The following is a 16,977-nucleotide window of genomic DNA, read 5'->3' as shown; positions in this document are numbered from 1 at the left end:
GGGCAGGCGGTGTACGGCAGTCGGCGTACCGCCGATCTCGTTGCGTGAGCGGCGATCCACCGACGGTCAGAGGCCGTAGGACTCCAGCAGCCGCAGCCACACCTCGCTGATCGTCGGGTACGCCGGGACCGCGTGCCACAGCCGGTCCACGGTCACCTCGCCGACGATCGCGATGGTCGCCGCGTGCAGCAGCTCGGCGGTGTCCGGGCCGACGAACGTGACGCCGACCAGCGTGCGCCGCCGCTCGTCCACGACCATCCGCGCCTTGCCCCGGTAGCCGTCGGCGTGCAGCGACGAGCCGGCGACCGCGATGTCGAGGTCGACCACCCGGACGTCGAGGCCGGCCTCGCGCGCCTCCCGCCCGGTCCGGCCGACCGACGCGACCTCGGGGTCGGTGAACACGACCTGCGGCACGGCGGTGTGGTCGGCGGTGGCGACCGGCGCGGTCCACGGCTCGGGGTCGGTGGCACCGGTGACGATGGCCGTGCCGACCGCGCGCGCCGCGTACTTGCCCTGGTGGGTCAGCAGGGCGCGGCCGGTGACGTCACCCGCCGCGTAGAGCCAGTCCAGGCCCTCGACCCGGCCGGTGTCGTCCACGGGCAGCGCGTCGCCCGCGCCGAAGCCGAACTGCTCGACGCCGAGGTCGGCCGTGGCGGGCTGCCGCCCGGTGGCCACGAGCAGGTGCGCGCCGGTGACCGACGTGCCGTCGGAGAGCGCCAGCTCGATGCCGCCGTCCACAGTGGACGCGCCGGTGGCCTTGACTCCGGTGCGCGCGGTCACGCCGTCCTCGCGCAGCCCGTCGAGCACCAGGTCGCCCGCGAAGTCCTCCATCCTCGGCAGCGGGCGCGCGCCGGACACGACCAGCGTCACCGCCGATCCGAGCCGGGCCCACGCCTGCGCCATCTCCACGCCGACCACGCCGCCGCCGAGCACCACCAGCGACGACGGGACCTCCTGCGCGGACGTGGCCTCGCGCGAGGTCCAGTACGGGACGTCGGCGAGTCCGGGCAGCCCCGGGATGCGCGGGACGCTGCCGGTGCACACGACGACGGCGCGGGACGCCGTCAGCACCCGGCCGTCGACCTCGACCTGCCGCTCACCGGCCAGGCGACCGCGACCGCGCACGACCTCCAGGCCGGCTCCGACCGCCCAGTCCACCTGGCCGGAGTCGTCCCAGTCCGACGTGAAGTCGTTGCGCCTGCGCAGCACGGCGGCGGCGTCGAGCCGGTCGCCGACGGGCACGCCGGGGACCCGGCGGGCGGCGGCGAGCGCGTGACCGGGCCGGAGCAACGCCTTGCTCGGCATGCAGGCCCAGTACGAGCACTCGCCCCCGACCCGCTCGGCTTCCACCAGCGCGGTCCGCAGGCCACCGGCGGCGGTCCGGGCGGCGGCGTTCTCGCCCACCGGTCCGCCGCCGATCACGATCACGTCGAAGTCGCTCACCGGTCCAGCCCACACCACCCGGACCGGTGCGGCAAGTCATGCCGGGTCGAACACCCCGGAGAGCAGGCGCAGTATCACGCCGTCCGCGGTGCGCAGGACGACCGTGCGTTCGGCGGGTTCGACCCGTTCGGCCAGTTTGTACATCGCGTCGGCGGTCTGGGTGGCCATCCGGAAGGTCAGGGCGACCGGCGCGTCGCCCCGGACGCCGAAGCGGTTGACGAACAGTTCGCGGAGCCGTTCGGCCATGAGCTCGTACTGGTCGACGCTGGCGTCGAGGTGGTGGCCGTCGAACAGGTCGCTGAACCGAACCCTCCCAAAACCGGGCAACTCGACCAGCATCCGCAGGTAGACCTCCACGACTTGTTGCACCGCTTCCCGCCAGTTCGCGGCCAACTGCCCTTCGTTGAAGAGCGTTTCGACGCGACTGAGGTACTGCTCCATGCCGCGCAGCGCCAAGGCGTGCACAACAGAACGCTTGTCCGGGAAGTATTGGTAGAACGAGCCGATCGGCACTCCGGCCAACTCGACGATCCGGGCTGTGGTGATGTCGTCGTAGTCGTACTCGTTCAGCAGCCGGGCGCACGCATCGACAATGGCGGTCACCGTGGCGGCACCCCGCTGCTGGACAGGCTGACGGCGCATCACCTTGGCTAAGCGGTTTTCGGCGGGATTTTCATGCACCTGCACATCTTGATGGATACGGACCGGTAATCCCAAACACCGGATTGGGACAGGTTCATCACGGATCGTCGCACCTGGGCGCAGGACTGCGGTCACCAGGTGAGCGGTGCTCACTTCCGGCGGCGTCCCGCCCGAATGGACTCGGCCGACAACCCGCAGGTGGCAGAGCAATTACCGGTGATCCGATTCCCGGCCGGACAATCGCCGGTACCGGCGGGTAACAGCGCTAGCCCGCGTCCCGGCCGGAAGTCGTGCCGAGCGGTGTGCGCGGAGCCGGGCGCGGAGCGGGCGGGGCGTGATCCGACTTCGCCGCGACCGGCTGTTCTTTCGGTTCAGAACGCGAGCGTGGCGGTCTCGTCACATAGGGTTTCAGCAATCCCGCGACCACCACCCCGGGAGCGATCAACGGCACCACCGCCGACAACGCGACGGACGTGGCGGCGGCCCGCGCGACGTCCTTCGGGATGATCGCGATCCGGTCCACCACGAAGGCGCGGCGGCCCGGAATCGACAGCACCCCGACCACCGCGAGAAACACCGCGAACGTCAGCAGGGCCCGGTGCACCGCGCCATATCCCACCGACTCGGCCGCGCACATCACGCAGACCCACCCGAGCACCGCCGACACCTGCTGCCGCGCGGTGGTCATCGCCCACGCCAGGCCCCCGACCACCGCCAACCACCCGGTGCGCCCCGCGCACCAGGCGCCGACCGCGTCCACCCAGCCCACCGGGACCCCGGCCCACCGCAGCGGCGCGCGCACCACGTCGAGCGGCCCGAGCGGCCCGAACACCTGCCCCACCACCCAGACCAGCGCCCAGGCGGACACCAGCAGGGCCGGCCCGAGCTGCCACGGCGACCTGTCCACGACGACCCGGGCGAGCCGTTCCAGTTCCCGGCGGTGCTCCTTCACGTCCCCCAGCCTGCCGGGGCCCGCACCCGGCCGCCCGCGCTGTCACCCGCGTGCCGCGCGAGTGCCGCTCAACGGGTGGCGCCCCGGTCCCCGCACCTCACGCGGCGTACCGCGAGGACGCCACCCGCGCGGTCGTGGGACGCCGGCCGAGCCGGGCCGCAGCTCGCGGCGGGAGGCGTGACGGGACGGGGTGCGGACTTCGCCGGACCGGGGTCACAAGTGGAGGCGCGCTGACGAAAGACGGTGTAGATTGGACTTTCTGCGCGCGCAGAAGAGTTTCAGGCGAAAAGCGGCACAGCCTGATAAAACACGCTATCCAGAAATGAGGCACGTTGTCAAGCCCCTCCGACGACCTCCGACTCGCGGACATCGAGTCGGAGCAGGAATACGTGTCGATGCTGTACGGCAGGCTGGACGACCTGCGCGAACTGAGCTCGAAGCGGCTCGCCGGGGCGCTGCGGGAAACCGGCGGCACGCACCAGATGCGATCCGAGCGGGACACCTCGGTGGCCCTGTACTCCGACCAGCTCGCCCAGTACAGCGCGGTGGAGAACGGGCTGTGCTTCGGCCGGCTGGACTTCCACACCGACGACCGCTTCTACATCGGCCGGATCGGCTTGTTCGACGAGGACAGGGAGTACGAACCGCTGCTGATGGACTGGCGCGCGCCCGCCGCTCGGCCGTTCTACCTGGCCACGGCCGCCGCGCCGGACGGGGTGCGGCGGCGGCGGCACCTGCGCACCAAGCAGCGCCGGGTGGTGGGGTTCGACGACGAGGTGCTGGACATCAACTCGGTGGACCCCGGGCGGCACACCGAGGGCCTGACCGGCGAGGCGACGCTGCTGGCGGCGGTCAACGCCAGCCGGACCGGGCAGATGGGCGACATCGTCGCCACCATCCAGGCCGAGCAGGACCGGATCATCCGCACCGAGCTGAACGGCGTGGTCGTCGTGCAGGGCGGGCCGGGCACCGGCAAGACGGCTGTCGCGCTGCACCGGGCCGCGTACCTGCTCTACACGCACCGCCGCCAGCTCGCCAAGCGCGGCGTGCTGGTGGTCGGCCCGAACTCCACCTTCCTGCGCTACATCGGGCAGGTGCTGCCCTCGCTCGGTGAGACGGGCGTGCTGCTGTCGACGGTGGGCGAGCTGTTCCCGGGCATGACGGCGGTGGGGCGCGAGCCGGCCGCCACGGCGGCGCTCAAGGGCCGCATCGGGATGGCCGACGTGGTGGCGCACGCGATCAAGGACCGCCAGGAGGCGCCGCCGCTGGTGGAGGTGCCGTTCGAGCAGGACGTGCTGCGCCTGGACCGCCGCGCGATCACGGCCGCGCGCGGCCGGGCCCGGCGGACGCGCCGCCCGCACAACGAGGCGCGGCGGACGTTCGCGCGCGAGATCGTGTCGACGCTCGCGTCGCAGGCGGTGAACCGGCTGGGCCGGCACCTGCTGGACCAGGCCGACGTCGACGACATCCGCCGCGAGCTGCGCGAGGACCCCGAGGTGCGGGCGGCGATCGAGCGGCTGTGGCCGACGTTGACCCCGCAGAAGCTGCTGGAGGACCTGTACGCGTCGCCGAAGCGGCTGGCGAAGGCGACGCCGAAGCTGTCGGCCGACGAGCGCGCGCTGCTGGCGCGACCGCGCGGCGCGGAGTGGACGCCGGCGGACGTCCCGCTGCTGGACGAGGCGGCCGAGCTGCTGGGCGAGGACGACACCGAGGCCAAGGCCCGCGCGGAGCGGCAGCGGCGGCAGGCGATCGACTACGCGCAGGGCGTGCTCGACATCCTCGACCTGGAGGACGACGCGGACCCCGACATCCTCATGGCGACGGACCTCGTGGACGCCTACCGGCTGGCCGAGCGGCACGGCGCGGAGCGCTACGAGACGGCGGCCGAGCGGGCGGCGGCGGACCGGACGTGGACGTTCGGGCACGTCATCGTGGACGAGGCGCAGGAGCTGTCGGCGATGGCGTGGCGGACGCTGATGCGGCGCTGCCCGAGCAAGTCGATGACGGTGGTCGGCGACATCGCGCAGACCGGCGACATCGCGGGCGCGTCGTCGTGGCACGAGGTGCTGTCGCCGTACGTGATGGACCGCTGGAAGCTCACCGAGCTGACGGTGAACTACCGGACGCCGTCGGAGATCATGGCCGTGGCGGCGGACGTGCTGGCGAGCGTGGACCCGGACCTGGTGCCGCCCACGTCGGTGCGCGACAGCGGGGTCGAGCCGTGGAGCGCGCGGGTGCCGTCGGCGGCGGAGGCGCTGCCGGCGCTGGTGTCGGCGGAGGTGTCCGCGATCGGCGACGGCAAGCTGGCGGTGATCGTGCCGGCGGAGCGGGTGGCGGCGCTGCGGTCGGTGGTGCCGGGCGCGTCCGACGACCTGGACGCGCAGGTGGTGGTGCTGGGGGTGACCGACGCGAAGGGCCTGGAGTTCGACTCGGTGCTGGTGGTGGACCCGGCGGGCATCCTCGCGGAGTCGCCGCGCGGGGCGAGCGACCTGTACGTGGCGCTGACCCGGGCGACGCAGCGGCTGGGCGTGCTGCACGAGGACGACCTGCCGGCGGTGCTGGGCAGGCTCAAGGGCCGGACCGGCTGACCGGCGCGGTCGGGCGCTAGCCGGTGCAGAGGAGGTGGCCGGCGGCGGCTGCGGCGACGCCGGCCGTCACGCTCACCGCGACGTTGGCCACCGCCTGCCGGTAGGCGCGGTCCTCCAGCAGGCGGACGGTCTCGAAGCTGAACGTGCTGTAGGTGGTGAGGCCGCCGCAGAACCCGGTGCCGACGAGCGCGGCCCAGGCCGGTGCCGCACCCGCCACGCAGCCCAGCACGAACGAGCCGACGAGGTTGACGGCGAGGGTGCCGAGGGGGAACCCGGAGCGGTGCCGGGACTGGACGGCGCGGTCGGTCAGGTAGCGGGCGACCGCGCCGGTGGCCGCGCCGCAGAACACCAGCAGCGCGGTCACCCGGCGACCCTCCGGGTGACCGCCAGGCCGCACGCGGTGGCGGCCAGGGCACCGACGAGCGTGCCGACGAGGTAGGCGGCGCCCCAGGCCGGCCCGAGCCGGACCACGTCGAGCGCGTGGGCGGAGAACGTGGTGAACCCGCCGAGGAAGCCGACGCCCAGCAGCGGCCGGGCGAGCGGGTGCAGCCGGGGCAGCAGGGCCATCAGCACGCCGATCAGCGCCGAGCCGAGCACGTTGACCGCCACCGTCCCGACGACCCCGAGCCCGGCGAACGCGTGGCGGGCGAGCCCGCCGAGTCCGCCGCCGAGGGCGATGGCGGCGAGGACGGCGGGCGAGAGCGCCCGCCCGGGGACCGGGGCGTCGGGGTCGACGGGCTCAACTGGCACGCAGGTGGTCTACCAGGTGGTCGAGGGCGGACAGGGCGCGGACCACGTCGGCGCGCTCGCCGGGGTCGAGCCGGTCGAGGGCGGAGCCGATGCGCTTCTCGTGCGCGGCCTGCCACACGGCGAGCTGCTCGTGCCCCTGGGGCGTGACGGACAGCCGCGCGACCCGGCGGTCGGCGGGGTCGCCGCCCCGGGCCACGAGCCCGCCCTCGATCAGCTGGCCGACCAGGCCGCTGACCGTGTTGGGTGCGAGCCGCAGCTCGGCGGCGAGGTCGCCGACCCGCATGGGCTTGCGCTCGGCGAGGGTCTGGAGCAGCTCGACCTGGGCCATCGGCAACGAGTCCCACGGCCATTCCGACCGGATGCTGGTGCGCAGGGCGCGACGCAGTCTGGTGACCACGTCGGTGAGCGTGCGTGCCTCGTCTGACATGCGCGAAGGGTACTGAGTTCCCAGTGCCCGCCAGGCGTTGTCCGCATCGCGGGACGAGCGCGGCGCAGCGTGCACTCCCCGTGGTGGCCACCCCGCTCGCGCTAGGCCGATCGGGGACAAGCGCGGCCGAGCCCTCCCCCTACGCGTGACTTGCTCAGTACCCTCTGCGCGCGGGGCACCGGATCGGGTCCCCGTCACCCGAACAGGGGTCGCGGGTGGCGCCGGTCGACTCCGCCGACGGCGCGGCCGGCACCGCGTCCGGGCGACCCAGGTCCTCCCGGAGGAGTGCAGCGGGTGTCGGAGGTCGGCGCAGCCCGGTTCCGCGAGGTGTTCACCACGTCGGCGTTCGGGATCGCGGTGACCGACCTGCGCGGCGTGTGCGTCGAGGCGAACGAGGCGCTGGCCGAGGTGGTCGGCCTGCCGCACGCTTCGCTGCCCGGCCGGCGGCTGCTCGAACTGCTCCACCCGGCCGACGCCGACGCGCTCGCCGCGATGTACCGGGCGGTGGGGTCGGGCCGGGTGGACCGGTTCCGCGAGCAGCGCCGGCTGCTGCGCGAGGACGGCGAACCCGTGTGGGTGCGCCTGGCCGTCTCGCTGCTGCGCGACGCCGACGGGGAACCCGCGTTCCACGTGACCGTGGTGGAGGACGTCACCGACCTGCACCTGCTGCAGAGGAGCCTCGACCACCAACTGCTGCACGACTCGCTGACCGGCCTGCCGAACCGGCAGCACTTCACCACGCGGCTGGAGGCGGTGCACGGCGCGTCGCCGGGCGGGATCACCCTCTACCACCTCGACCTGGACGCGTTCGCGGTGGTCAACAACGGCCTGGGGCACGCGGTCGGCGACCGGCTGCTGCGCGAGGTCGGCCGGCGGCTGGAAGCCGTCGTGGCGCAGGAGGACGCGCTGGTGGCCCGGATCGGCGCGGACGAGTTCGCGGTGGTGGTGACCACCGGGCCGACCACGCCGCAGGTGCCGGAGATGGTCGAGCGGATCACCGAGGCGCTGGCCCGCCCGGTGGAGTCCGGCGCGGCGCTGTCGGCGAGCATCGGCGTGGTGGACCGGCCGCCGGCGGACTGGGACGTCGACGAGCTGCTGCGCGCGGCGAACGCGACGCTGCACCGGGCCAAGGCCCGGGGCAAGCGCCAGTGGCTGCCCTACGACCGGCACGAGGACGCCCGGTCGCGCAGCCGGCTGGCGCGGGCCGCGCGGATGCCGGGCGCGCTGGCCGACGGGGAGGTCGAGGTCGAGTTCCGGCCGGTGGTGGACCTGGCCTCCGGGCTCGCGGTCGGGCAGGTGGCGCGGCTGCGGTGGGACGAGCTGGGCCACGACGAGTGCGCGGAGCTGGCCGAGGTCAACGGGCTGTCCCCGGCGCTGGGGCAGTGGGCGCTGCGCGAGGCGGCCGAGGCGGCGGCGGGCTGGTCGGCCGGGCCGCTGCACGTCGTGCTGTCGCCGATGCAGTCGCGGGACGAGGACCTGGTCGGCACGGTGAAGCGGGTGCTGGACGAGACCGGGCTGCCCGGCGCCGGGCTGCGGGTCTTCCTGGACACCCGCTCGCTGCTGGTCGAGGACGGCGACAACGCGCAGGTGCTGCGGGACAACGGGATCGCGGTCGGGCTGGCCGGGTTCAACGGCGGCCAGGCGGAGCTGTCGCTGCTGGGCGAGCAGGTCGCGGACGCGCTGCTGCTCGCGCCCTCGGTCGTGCGACGCCTGGCCGGGCAGCGGGAATCGCTGCCGCACAAGGCGATCGGCCAGATGCTGCGGGCGATCCGGGAGGCCGGCACGGCGGTGTTCGTGCCTGAGGTGGAGACCGAGGAGCAGGCCGAGTGGTGGCGGGAGGTCGGCGTGGACGGCGCGTTCGGCCCGTTCACCGGCCCCGCCGTCCCCGGCTACGAGCTCTAGCGCCCGGTGGTCAGACCTGCTTCACGGCGGCGAGCAGCTTGGTCAGCGAGTCCTTGGCGTCGCCGAACAGCAGGGTCGTCTTCGGGTGGTAGAGCAGACTGTTGTCCACGCCCGCGAAGCCGGGCCGCATCGAGCGCTTCATGAACACCACGGCCTTGGCCCGGTCGACGTCGAAGATCGGCATCCCGTAGATGGGGCTGGTCGGCTCGTCCCGCGCGCCGGGGTTGACCACGTCGTTCGCGCCGACCACCAGCACCACGTCCACGCTGCCGATGCCGGGGTTGACGTCGTCGAGTTCCTTGAGGTGCTCGTAGGGCACGTCCGCCTCGGCCAGCAGCACGTTCATGTGTCCGGGCATCCGCCCCGCCACCGGGTGGATGCCGTAGTCGACGGAGATGCCCCGGGTCTCCAGGAGCTGCGCCAGCTCGCGCGCCGCGTGCTGCGCCTGCGCCACGGCCAGCCCGTAGCCGGGCACGACGAGCACGGAGTGCGCGTACCCCAGCAGGATGGCGACGTCCTCGACCGTGCCGGAGCGGACCGTGCGCTGCTCGCCGGACACCGCCGCCTGCGGCACGGCCTTGAACGCGCCGAAGAGGATGTTGGTCAGCGAGCGGCCCATCGCCTGCGCCATCAGCCGGGTCAGGATGGTGCCGGACGCGCCGACGAGCGTGCCCGCGACGATCAGCAGGGTGTTGCCCAGCACGTAGCCGGACGCGGCGACCGCGAGCCCGGTGAACGCGTTGAGCAGCGAGATGGCGATCGGCACGTCCGCGCCGCCGACCGGCAGCACGAACAGCACGCCCAGGGCGAGCCCCGCCACCGCCAGCAGCACCAGCAGCGAGGTGGAGCCGGTGACCAGCGCGGCGACCGCGAGCAGGGCGCTGAGGCCCGCCACGCCGAGGCCGACCCACTGCCCGGACGGCAGCAGCACCGGCCGGGTGGTCATGATCTCCTGGAGCTTGAGGAAGGTCACCAGGCTGCCGGAGAAGCTGACCGAGCCGATCAGCACGGTGAGCACGGTGGCGACGAGGAACAGCGCGCCGCCGTCACCGCCCTCCAGGAACTCGGCCAGCGCCACGATCGCCGCCGCCGCGCCGCCGACCCCGTTGAACAGGGCCACCATCTGCGGGATGGCGGTCATCTTGACCTGCCGGGCGGCCGGGATGCCGACGACCGTGCCGAGCACGACCGCCACCACGATCAGCACCGAGTTGGCGGGCACCGTGGCGAACGCGGTGACCACGGCGAGCGCCATGCCGCCCGCGCCGACCAGGTTGCCCAGCCGGGCGTACCGGGGCGTGCTGAGGCCCTTGAGCGCGAGGATGAAGCACAGCGCGGCGGCCAGGTAGGCGAGCTGGACCCACGTCATCGCTTGTGCCCCTTGAACATCTCCAGCATCCGGTCGGTCACCACGAAGCCGCCGACCACGTTGACCGTGGCCAGGAACACCGCGAGCAGGCCGAGGACGAGGGTGAGGGCGTCGTGGGCCTGGCCGGTGATCAGGATCGCGCCGACCAGGATGACGCCGTGGATGGCGTTCGCGCCGGACATCAGCGGGGTGTGCAGGATCGTGGAGACCTTCGAGACCACCTCGAAGCCCACGAACACGGCCAGCACGAAGATCGTCAGCAGCTCGATCACAGCAGCTCCCTGGTCGGCGCGTGGCGGACTTCGCCGCCGTGGGTGAGGCACGCCCCGGCCAGCACGTCGTCGGACAGGTCGGGCGCGACCCGCCCGTCGCGGGTCATCAGCCCGAGCAGGTTGGCGACGTTCTTGGCGTAGAGCCGGCTGGCGTGCGCGGGCATGGAGCTGGGCAGGTTGCGCGCGCCGTGCACCAGCACCTCGCCGACCCACACGTCCTCGCCGGGCCGGGAGCCGACGACGTTGCCACCGGACTCGGCGGCCAGGTCGACCACGACCGAGCCCGGGGCCATCGCCTTGAGCATGTCCGTGGTGACCAGGACCGGCGCCTTGCGGCCCGGCACGGCGGCGGTGGAGACGACGACGTCGCTGGCGGCGACCCGTTCGGCGATGAGGTCGCGCTGGCGCTCCAGGAACGCTTCGGACTGCTCGGCGGCGTACACGCCGTCCTGCGTCTCCAGGTTCAGCTCCAGGAACTTCGCGCCGAGGCTGCGCACCTCCTCGGCGGCGGCCTTGCGCACGTCGTACGCCTCCACCACGGCACCGAGCCGGCGCGCGGTGGCGATCGCCTGGAGGCCGGCCACGCCCGCGCCGAGGACGAGCACCTTGGCCGGCGGCACGGTCCCGGCGGCCGTGGTGAACATCGGCAGGAAGCGCGGCAGGTGCTGCGCGGCCAGCAGGACGGCCCGGTACCCGGCGACCAGGGCTTGGGAGGACAGGGCGTCCGCGCTCTGCGCGCGGGTCACCCGGGGCAGCAGGTCGAGGCTGAAGGCGGTGACCTTGCGCTCCGCGAGGACGCGGACGAGGTCGAGCTCGGAGGCCGGTTGGAGGAAGCCGACGGTGATGTCGCCCTCGCGCAGCAGCCGGGCCCGGTCGAGGTCCAGCGGCTGCACGGTCAGCACGACGTCGGTGGTGCCGGCGGGGTGGTCGGGGATGATCTCCGCCCCGGCCGCGCGGTAGGCGGCGTCCGAGGCGTGGGCGTGGCGGCCCGCCCCGGACTGCACGTCGACCGCGAGACCCGCGCCGAGGAGCGAGGTCACCGTTTCCGGCAGACCTGCCACGCGGCGCTCGGCGGGCCGCGATTCCGCGGGGATGCCCACTCTCACGAGAACGCACGCTAGCGATCAGAGGTGATCCACACCACACCAGGCCGTTCACTTTCACCGTACAGGCGTACTGCGCGCGGTCAGTGGATCACCGGGCACACGCCCTCCGTGTCGCCGGGGAAGAAGTTCGGCACCAGCTCGCGCTTGTCGTAGTAGCGGTGGAACACGCCGGTGATGCCGCCGGACATCGGCGGCACGATCCACGTCCAGTCCGCCGGGCAGGACCGGCCGGCCGCCTCCTCCCGCGCCAGGTGGGTGAGGAACCGGTCGGACTCGGTGTGGTGGTCGGTCACGGTGACCCCGGCCTCGGCGAACGAGTGCAGCACCGCCCGGTTCAGCTCCACCAGCACCCGGTCGCGCCACAGGGTCTGCACCCGGGAGGTGTCCAGCCCCATCCGCCGGCCGAGGTAGGGCAGCAGGTCGTAGCGGTCGGTGTCGGCGAAGTTCCGGGCCCCGATCTCGGTGCCCATGTACCAGCCGTTGAACGGCGCGGCCGGGTAGTCGACGCCGCCGACCCGCAACCGCATGTTGCTGATCGCGGGCACCGCGTGCCACTTGAGGCCCAGGCTCGCCAGCCACGGGTACTCGGGGTGCTCCAGCGGGACTTCCAGCACGGCGTCGCGCGGCAGCTCCACCACCGCCGGGTCGGCGTCCTCGCGCTCCACGATCAGCGGCAGCACGTCGAACGGCCCGCGCTCGGCCGGCGGTCGCCAGCCCTGCGCGAGGGCGTGGTCGGTCAGCTCGGCGTTGCGGCGGTCGCCCAGCACACCGCCGTCGCGCCCCCGGTAGCCGGCGTAGCGGATCAGCTGCTCGTTGCGGATGCGCGGACCCGGCCGACCGGGCTCGTCGGGCGCGAAGACGGTGATGACGGGACGCACTTTCCCGTCGTTCGTGGCGAGTTTCAGGTGTTCGACGCACTCGTCGGCGACTTCTTTCGGGTCGCGCAGTTCTCTCAGGTCCCGAACTCTCAGGCTGCGCCAATAGAGACGCCCGATGCAGCGCGCGCTGTTGCGCCACGCCACCCGCGCGCCGAACGCCAGCTCGTCGGGCGTGTGCCGGTAGGTGCCGGTCGCCGCGACCTCGGCGTGCACCTCGGCCAACCGGTCCTCCACGGGCCCGGCCTCGGGGTGCTCGGAGCGGTGCAGGCGGAGGAACTCGTCGGCTTCCGACAGGTCGACGGCGCTGGTACGCAGGGGGATGGCGTCAGCCGGACAGGCGGGGACGGGGGCCATGGCGGGACACCGTAGTTGCCCCGCGGGGGAAACGGCACCGCCGTGCCGGGCACGAGTGCCCGACACGCCCGGCGACCGGTACCACACGGTGAGTGCTTGATCCGGCGAAAGAGTGACAAATCCAGGGAAAACGAGTGATATCGGATCGTTACCCCACCGAATCACCCCAGTGATTCGTGAGATGCGTCACGACGTATTTCTCACCGATCGAGTGACAGCGCCGGCGGACGCCACGACGTGAACCGCTCGGCCCCCTTCTCCGCCGCCCACCCGGGAACCGCGCGCATGGCCAGATCCCGCGCCGCGACCGCCACCGGGTTCCGCAGGCGGAACCCGAACCGCCCCGCCACCCGGGACGCCCGCGCGACCGCCTGGGTGCGCGGCCGGCGGACGCGGTCGTACGCCTCCAGCGCCGCACCGACCGTCGGGAACCGGGCGCAGGCGTCGGCCAGCACCACCGCGTCCTCGAACGCCATGCACGCGCCCTGCCCCAGGAAGGGCGTCATGGCGTGCGCCGCGTCCCCCAGCAGCGCCACCCGCCCGGACACGTAAGACGGCAGGGGCGTGCCCAGCTCGTAGATGTCGTGCCGCAACACCGAACCGGCGGGCGTCGAGTCCAACAGCGAGGGAATCGGCGCGTGCCACTCCCCCACGACCTCACGCGCCGCCGCGAGCTCGTCCTCGGCGGACCCACCCTCCGGCGCTGCCGTGGCCGCGTACCAGCAGACCCGCCCGTCCCCCAGCGGCAGCACGCCGAACTCCGACCCGGCCCCCACCGTCTGGGAGATAGCCAGGTCCGACGGGAAGCGCGCCTCGGTGACGCTGCGCCACGCCGTCACCCCGGCGTACACCGGTCCGGTGACACCCGGGAAGAGCGCCTCCCGAAGCCGACTCCGGACACCGTCCGCAACCACCACGAGGTCACCGTCGAGCGAGTCGGGGGAGGTCACCTCGACCCCGGTCACCAGACAGGACTCCGGCAGGGCGGCCCGCAGCACCCGGTGCAGGTCGGCCCGGTGCACGGCCACCACCCGCCCCGCCACCCCGGCCCCCACCCGGACCAGCGCCCGACCACCCGGGTCCACCACCCGCGCCGCACCCCGGGGCGTGCCGATCCGCCGCACGTCATCGGCCACCCCCAACACCTCCAGCGCGCGGAGGGCGTTGGGCATCACCCCGATCCCGGCTCCCACCTCCCCGAAGCACCCGGCCCGTTCGAACACCACCACCTCCCACCCCACGAGGCGCAGGGCCACCGCGACGGCCACCCCGCCCAACCCACCGCCCACGACAACGGCCTTCCGCCGCCTCCCGCGCACAGCCACGGCCACCCCTCCCACGCTTCTACACCTGTAGAGGTCGTACTCTACAGGTGTAGAAGGAGGCTTCGACATGACCGACCGCGTGACCCTCATCGCCGACACGGCCATCGACCTGGTGGCCACCCGGGGCATGAGGGGCCTGACCCACCGGGCCGTGGACGCGGGGGCGGGCCTGCCGCAGGGCTCCACCTCGGCCTACTTCCGCACCAGGAAGGCCCTCATCGAGGCGGTCGTGTCCCGCCTGGCCGCGCTGGACCTGGAAGAGGCGGCAGCCGCAGAGCTGCCCGGCACCCCGAACCCGGACCTCTTGGCCCCCGCCATGGCCGCAGTCCTGGACCACTGGATGACCACCGCGAGGAACCGCACCCTGGCCCGCTACGCGTGCATGGTGGAGGCCACCCACCACCCGGAGCTGCGCAGCATCCTGAACCACGGCACAGAAGCCCGTGCCCGCGCACGCGACCTCCTGGCCCGAGCAGGCGTCACCAACCCGGACCGCCGAGGCAGGGCTCTAGTCGCCCACCTGGACGGCCTGCTGTTCGACCGCCTGGTAGGCGCAGGGGCACTACACGCCCCACCCCCAGGCACAGAAGAAAGCAAAGAAGAACTAACCGAAGCAATAAAAACGGCCCTACAAGCCGCCCTAACCCCTTAACCCCCTACCCCCACCCACAAACACCACCCACCAAGCCCCCAACCCCACCACTCCACCCCCAGAGTGTTCTCCCCGTATGGCCTGCACGCAGTGAACCGCGCTTGGTCGGGGAGTGCAAGCACGCTCTTCGCTTGCACTCCCCGACCAAGGGTGGTTGTCTCCTGACCAGGCCACACGGGGAGAACACGGCGCGCGCTCCTCCCCCGGCGGCCTGCCCGGCGGCGAGCGCTCTTTTCCCGCCGCCCCCACACTCCACCTCAAGCAGACTGCGACGAACTACCCAACCGAGGAAACGGATCAGTGGAGAACACAACCTCCACCGGCACCTCGAAGTACTGCGCAATGCGCAGAGCGAGGTAGAGGCTGGGGCTGTACTCGCCGCGTTCCAGGTACCCCACCGTCTGGTAGTGGATCCCCAGCGCTTCGGACAGCTGCCGCCGCGACACCCCGCGCTCGGCGCGCAGCATCGCAATCCGGTTGAAGACGGTCTCGCTCACCCCACGCCCCTCTGGAGCGCGGCGTTGCGCCGCTGCTCCATGTCCGCCCCCGACTCACGCCGTGCCATCCGACGCAGAATCGTAGGCGCGAGCAGGAACCCGACCACCGCCCACACCCCCAGCACGCCGAACATCTCCAGCGCGCGCCACGACCCGCCGATCTCGGCGGCGACCGCCGAGTCGGGCAGGACCGCCCACCGCGTGCCCAGCCCCAGCCAGTAGACCGGGAAAACCTGGGCCACGACCTGGAGCCAGCCGGGGATGGCCGAGATCGGGTAGAAGATCCCGGAGATGGCGATGATCGGCATCAGGGGCAGCATGGTGAAGCCCATCGCGCCCTGCGGGCTCCTCGCCAGCGACCCGACCACCGCGCCCCACGGCAGCGTGGCGAGCAACCCCAGCGTCAGCACCAGGAGCAGGTGCGCGAACCCGCCGATCCCCACCCCGGACAGCCCGCCGATCAGCAGCGCGCCGGGCAGCAACACCACCACCAGGCTGAAGAACGTGTCCAGCGAGGTCTGGGTGACCCTGCCGACCAGGTAGCCGGTCATCCCGTTCGGGATCGCCTTGGCGCGCAGCAGCGTGCCGTCCTCCCGGTTCACCGACAGCGCGCCCGCCGGCCCGACCAGGCCGCTGAACGCCACCGACATGCCGACCATGCTGGGCAGCGTCACCGACGCGAGCGACAGCGCCGTGCCCTCCACCGACGAGTCGCGCTGGAACCACAGCACCGTCAGGAAGCCGATCGCCGTGAACAGGTTGAACACCTGGTCGGAGCTGGCCAACGAGTGCCGGAACTCGAACCACCCCCGGCTCAACCCCAACCGCACCGCGTAGACAGTCGCGTTCACAGCCCTTCCCCCACTCCGACGCCCATCCCGGCACCCACTCCGACCCCTGATCCAGCACCACCACCAGCACCGCTCTCGAACCGCTGGACCAGCTCCAGGTACGTGTCCTCCAACGTGCTGCGCCGCACCTCCAGCTCCGACACCCCGGTGCTGTGCTGCGCGAACAGCTCCCGCACGAACCCGGTCGCGTCCTCGGTCGCGTGGACGTGCCGCTGCCCGTCATGGGTCCACCGGACCTCGGTCAGCCCGGCGACCTGCCGGCTGAGCTGGTCCGGGCTGCCGTCGGCGATGATCCGGCCGCCGGCCAGCACCAGGATCCGGTCGGCCAGCTTCTCCGCCTCGGCCAGGTCGTGCGTGGTGAGCAGGATCGTCATGCCCTCCAGGTCCGACAGCCGGTGCACCAGGTCGTGGAACTCGCGCCGCGCGTGCGGGTCGAACCCGGCCGTCGGCTCGTCCAGGAACAGCAGCTCCGGCTTGCCGACGATGCCGATCGCCACGTCCAGCCGCCGCCGCTGGCCACCGGACAGCTTGCTCACCTTCTTGGCGGCGTGCTCCTCCAGGCCCACCGTCTTGATCAGCTCGTCCGTGTCGAACGGCCGGACGCGGTCCGGCGTGCTGAACGGGGCGTAGTACCGCCCCAGGTGGTGCAGCAGGTCCCGCACCCGCCACCGCGCGTGGTCCCGCCAGGACTGGAGGACGACCCCCAGCTTGGCCCGCCACGCCTCGTCGCCCTTCACCGGGTCGACGCCGAGCACGCGGACGTGCCCGGCGGACGGCACCCGGAACCCCTCCATGATCTCGATCGTGGTGGTCTTGCCCGCCCCGTTGGGGCCGAGCAGGGCGACCACCTCCCCCCGTTCGGCGGTGAAATCCACCCCGCGCAGCACGTCTGCGGTGCCGTAGCTCATCCGCAGGTCGCGCACCTCGATGACCAAGGCACTCCCCCACTTCCACACCCTGCCGGGTCCC

Annotated in this window: 17 protein-coding genes; 3 read left to right on the top strand and 14 right to left on the bottom strand. The window is 72.9% G+C overall.

Going from position 1 to position 16,977, the window contains the following annotated elements:
* Window positions 1-66: 66 nt before the first annotated feature.
* The 3 genes from AB0I60_RS32340 to AB0I60_RS32330 all read right to left on the bottom strand — a co-directional run bounded on the left by AB0I60_RS32340 (window position 67) and on the right by AB0I60_RS32330 (window position 3,037).
* Window positions 67-1,443, bottom strand: a complete 1,377-nt coding sequence (locus AB0I60_RS32340; protein ID WP_360736593.1) for an NAD(P)/FAD-dependent oxidoreductase — start codon at window positions 1,441-1,443, stop codon at window positions 67-69.
* Window positions 1,444-1,479: 36 nt separating this feature from the next.
* Window positions 1,480-2,220 (bottom strand): TetR/AcrR family transcriptional regulator, encoded by a 741-nt coding sequence (locus tag AB0I60_RS32335; RefSeq protein ID WP_360736591.1) that lies wholly within the window; start codon window positions 2,218-2,220, stop codon window positions 1,480-1,482.
* Between the two features lie 130 nt (window positions 2,221-2,350).
* Window positions 2,351-3,037 (bottom strand): hypothetical protein, encoded by a 687-nt coding sequence (locus tag AB0I60_RS32330; protein WP_360736589.1) that lies wholly within the window; start codon window positions 3,035-3,037, stop codon window positions 2,351-2,353.
* Window positions 3,038-3,369: 332 nt separating this feature from the next.
* Between AB0I60_RS32330 and AB0I60_RS32325 the strand changes: the two genes are divergently transcribed.
* Entirely contained in the window at window positions 3,370-5,625 is a 2,256-nt protein-coding gene (locus AB0I60_RS32325; protein ID WP_360736586.1) for an AAA family ATPase, read from the top strand.
* 16 nt (window positions 5,626-5,641) lie between these two features.
* Here the strand turns inward: AB0I60_RS32325 and crcB are convergent, their stop codons facing one another.
* Genes crcB through AB0I60_RS32310 form a run of 3 tightly spaced genes read right to left on the bottom strand, consistent with a single transcriptional unit; the run spans window position 5,642 to window position 6,802 of the window.
* Window positions 5,642-5,989 (bottom strand): fluoride efflux transporter CrcB, encoded by a 348-nt coding sequence (gene crcB / locus AB0I60_RS32320; RefSeq protein WP_360736583.1) that lies wholly within the window; start codon window positions 5,987-5,989, stop codon window positions 5,642-5,644.
* On the bottom strand, window positions 5,986-6,375 hold the full coding sequence (locus tag AB0I60_RS32315; protein ID WP_360736581.1) for a CrcB family protein: 390 nt from the start codon (window positions 6,373-6,375) through the stop codon (window positions 5,986-5,988). Before AB0I60_RS32315 ends, crcB begins: the two co-directional genes overlap by 4 nt.
* On the bottom strand, window positions 6,365-6,802 hold the full coding sequence (locus tag AB0I60_RS32310) for a MarR family winged helix-turn-helix transcriptional regulator (RefSeq protein ID WP_360736578.1): 438 nt from the start codon (window positions 6,800-6,802) through the stop codon (window positions 6,365-6,367). The genes AB0I60_RS32315 and AB0I60_RS32310 overlap by 11 nt, the downstream gene beginning before the upstream one ends.
* A gap of 294 nt (window positions 6,803-7,096) precedes the next feature.
* Here AB0I60_RS32310 and AB0I60_RS32305 point away from each other — a divergent pair, with 294 nt between their 5' ends.
* Window positions 7,097-8,704, top strand: coding sequence for a diguanylate cyclase (locus tag AB0I60_RS32305; RefSeq protein WP_360736576.1), 1,608 nt, complete (start codon window positions 7,097-7,099; stop codon window positions 8,702-8,704).
* Window positions 8,705-8,714: 10 nt separating this feature from the next.
* Here AB0I60_RS32305 and AB0I60_RS32300 read toward each other — a convergent pair whose 3' ends face one another.
* From AB0I60_RS32300 to AB0I60_RS32280, 5 genes are all read right to left on the bottom strand, one after another.
* A complete protein-coding gene (locus tag AB0I60_RS32300) occupies window positions 8,715-10,073 on the bottom strand; it encodes an NAD(P)(+) transhydrogenase (Re/Si-specific) subunit beta (protein WP_360736574.1) in 1,359 nt (452 codons plus the stop codon).
* A complete protein-coding gene (locus AB0I60_RS32295; protein WP_041312230.1) occupies window positions 10,070-10,345 on the bottom strand; it encodes an NAD(P) transhydrogenase subunit alpha in 276 nt (91 codons plus the stop codon). Before AB0I60_RS32295 ends, AB0I60_RS32300 begins: the two co-directional genes overlap by 4 nt.
* Window positions 10,342-11,451, bottom strand: coding sequence for an NAD(P) transhydrogenase subunit alpha (locus AB0I60_RS32290; RefSeq protein WP_360736571.1), 1,110 nt, complete (start codon window positions 11,449-11,451; stop codon window positions 10,342-10,344). Before AB0I60_RS32290 ends, AB0I60_RS32295 begins: the two co-directional genes overlap by 4 nt.
* Window positions 11,452-11,531: 80 nt before the next feature.
* Window positions 11,532-12,683 (bottom strand): nitric oxide synthase oxygenase, encoded by a 1,152-nt coding sequence (locus AB0I60_RS32285; protein WP_360736568.1) that lies wholly within the window; start codon window positions 12,681-12,683, stop codon window positions 11,532-11,534.
* Between the two features lie 200 nt (window positions 12,684-12,883).
* The gene (locus AB0I60_RS32280) at window positions 12,884-13,972 is read right to left on the bottom strand and encodes an FAD-dependent monooxygenase (protein WP_360736566.1); all 1,089 of its coding nucleotides are present in this window, start codon (window positions 13,970-13,972) and stop codon (window positions 12,884-12,886) included.
* Window positions 13,973-14,075: 103 nt separating this feature from the next.
* Here AB0I60_RS32280 and AB0I60_RS32275 point away from each other — a divergent pair, with 103 nt between their 5' ends.
* Complete coding sequence (locus AB0I60_RS32275; RefSeq protein ID WP_360736563.1) at window positions 14,076-14,660, top strand: TetR/AcrR family transcriptional regulator; 585 nt, start codon at window positions 14,076-14,078, stop codon at window positions 14,658-14,660.
* 257 nt (window positions 14,661-14,917) lie between these two features.
* Here AB0I60_RS32275 and AB0I60_RS32270 read toward each other — a convergent pair whose 3' ends face one another.
* From AB0I60_RS32270 to AB0I60_RS32260, 3 genes are read right to left on the bottom strand one after another with little or no spacing between them, the layout of a single operon-like run.
* Window positions 14,918-15,157, bottom strand: coding sequence for a helix-turn-helix transcriptional regulator (locus AB0I60_RS32270; protein ID WP_360736561.1), 240 nt, complete (start codon window positions 15,155-15,157; stop codon window positions 14,918-14,920).
* Window positions 15,154-16,008: an ABC transporter permease gene (locus AB0I60_RS32265; RefSeq protein ID WP_360736558.1), complete on the bottom strand. Its 855-nt coding sequence runs from the start codon at window positions 16,006-16,008 to the stop codon at window positions 15,154-15,156. The genes AB0I60_RS32270 and AB0I60_RS32265 overlap by 4 nt, the downstream gene beginning before the upstream one ends.
* Complete coding sequence (locus AB0I60_RS32260) at window positions 16,005-16,916, bottom strand: ABC transporter ATP-binding protein (protein WP_360736719.1); 912 nt, start codon at window positions 16,914-16,916, stop codon at window positions 16,005-16,007. Before AB0I60_RS32260 ends, AB0I60_RS32265 begins: the two co-directional genes overlap by 4 nt.
* Window positions 16,917-16,977 lie beyond the last annotated feature (61 nt).

It is taken from the genome of Actinosynnema sp. NPDC050436, from assembly GCF_040655415.1.
Classification (GTDB): domain Bacteria; phylum Actinomycetota; class Actinomycetes; order Mycobacteriales; family Pseudonocardiaceae; genus Actinosynnema.
The sequence above is the reverse complement of the archived record's forward strand: the minus strand, read 5'-3'. Positions and strand labels throughout refer to the sequence as shown.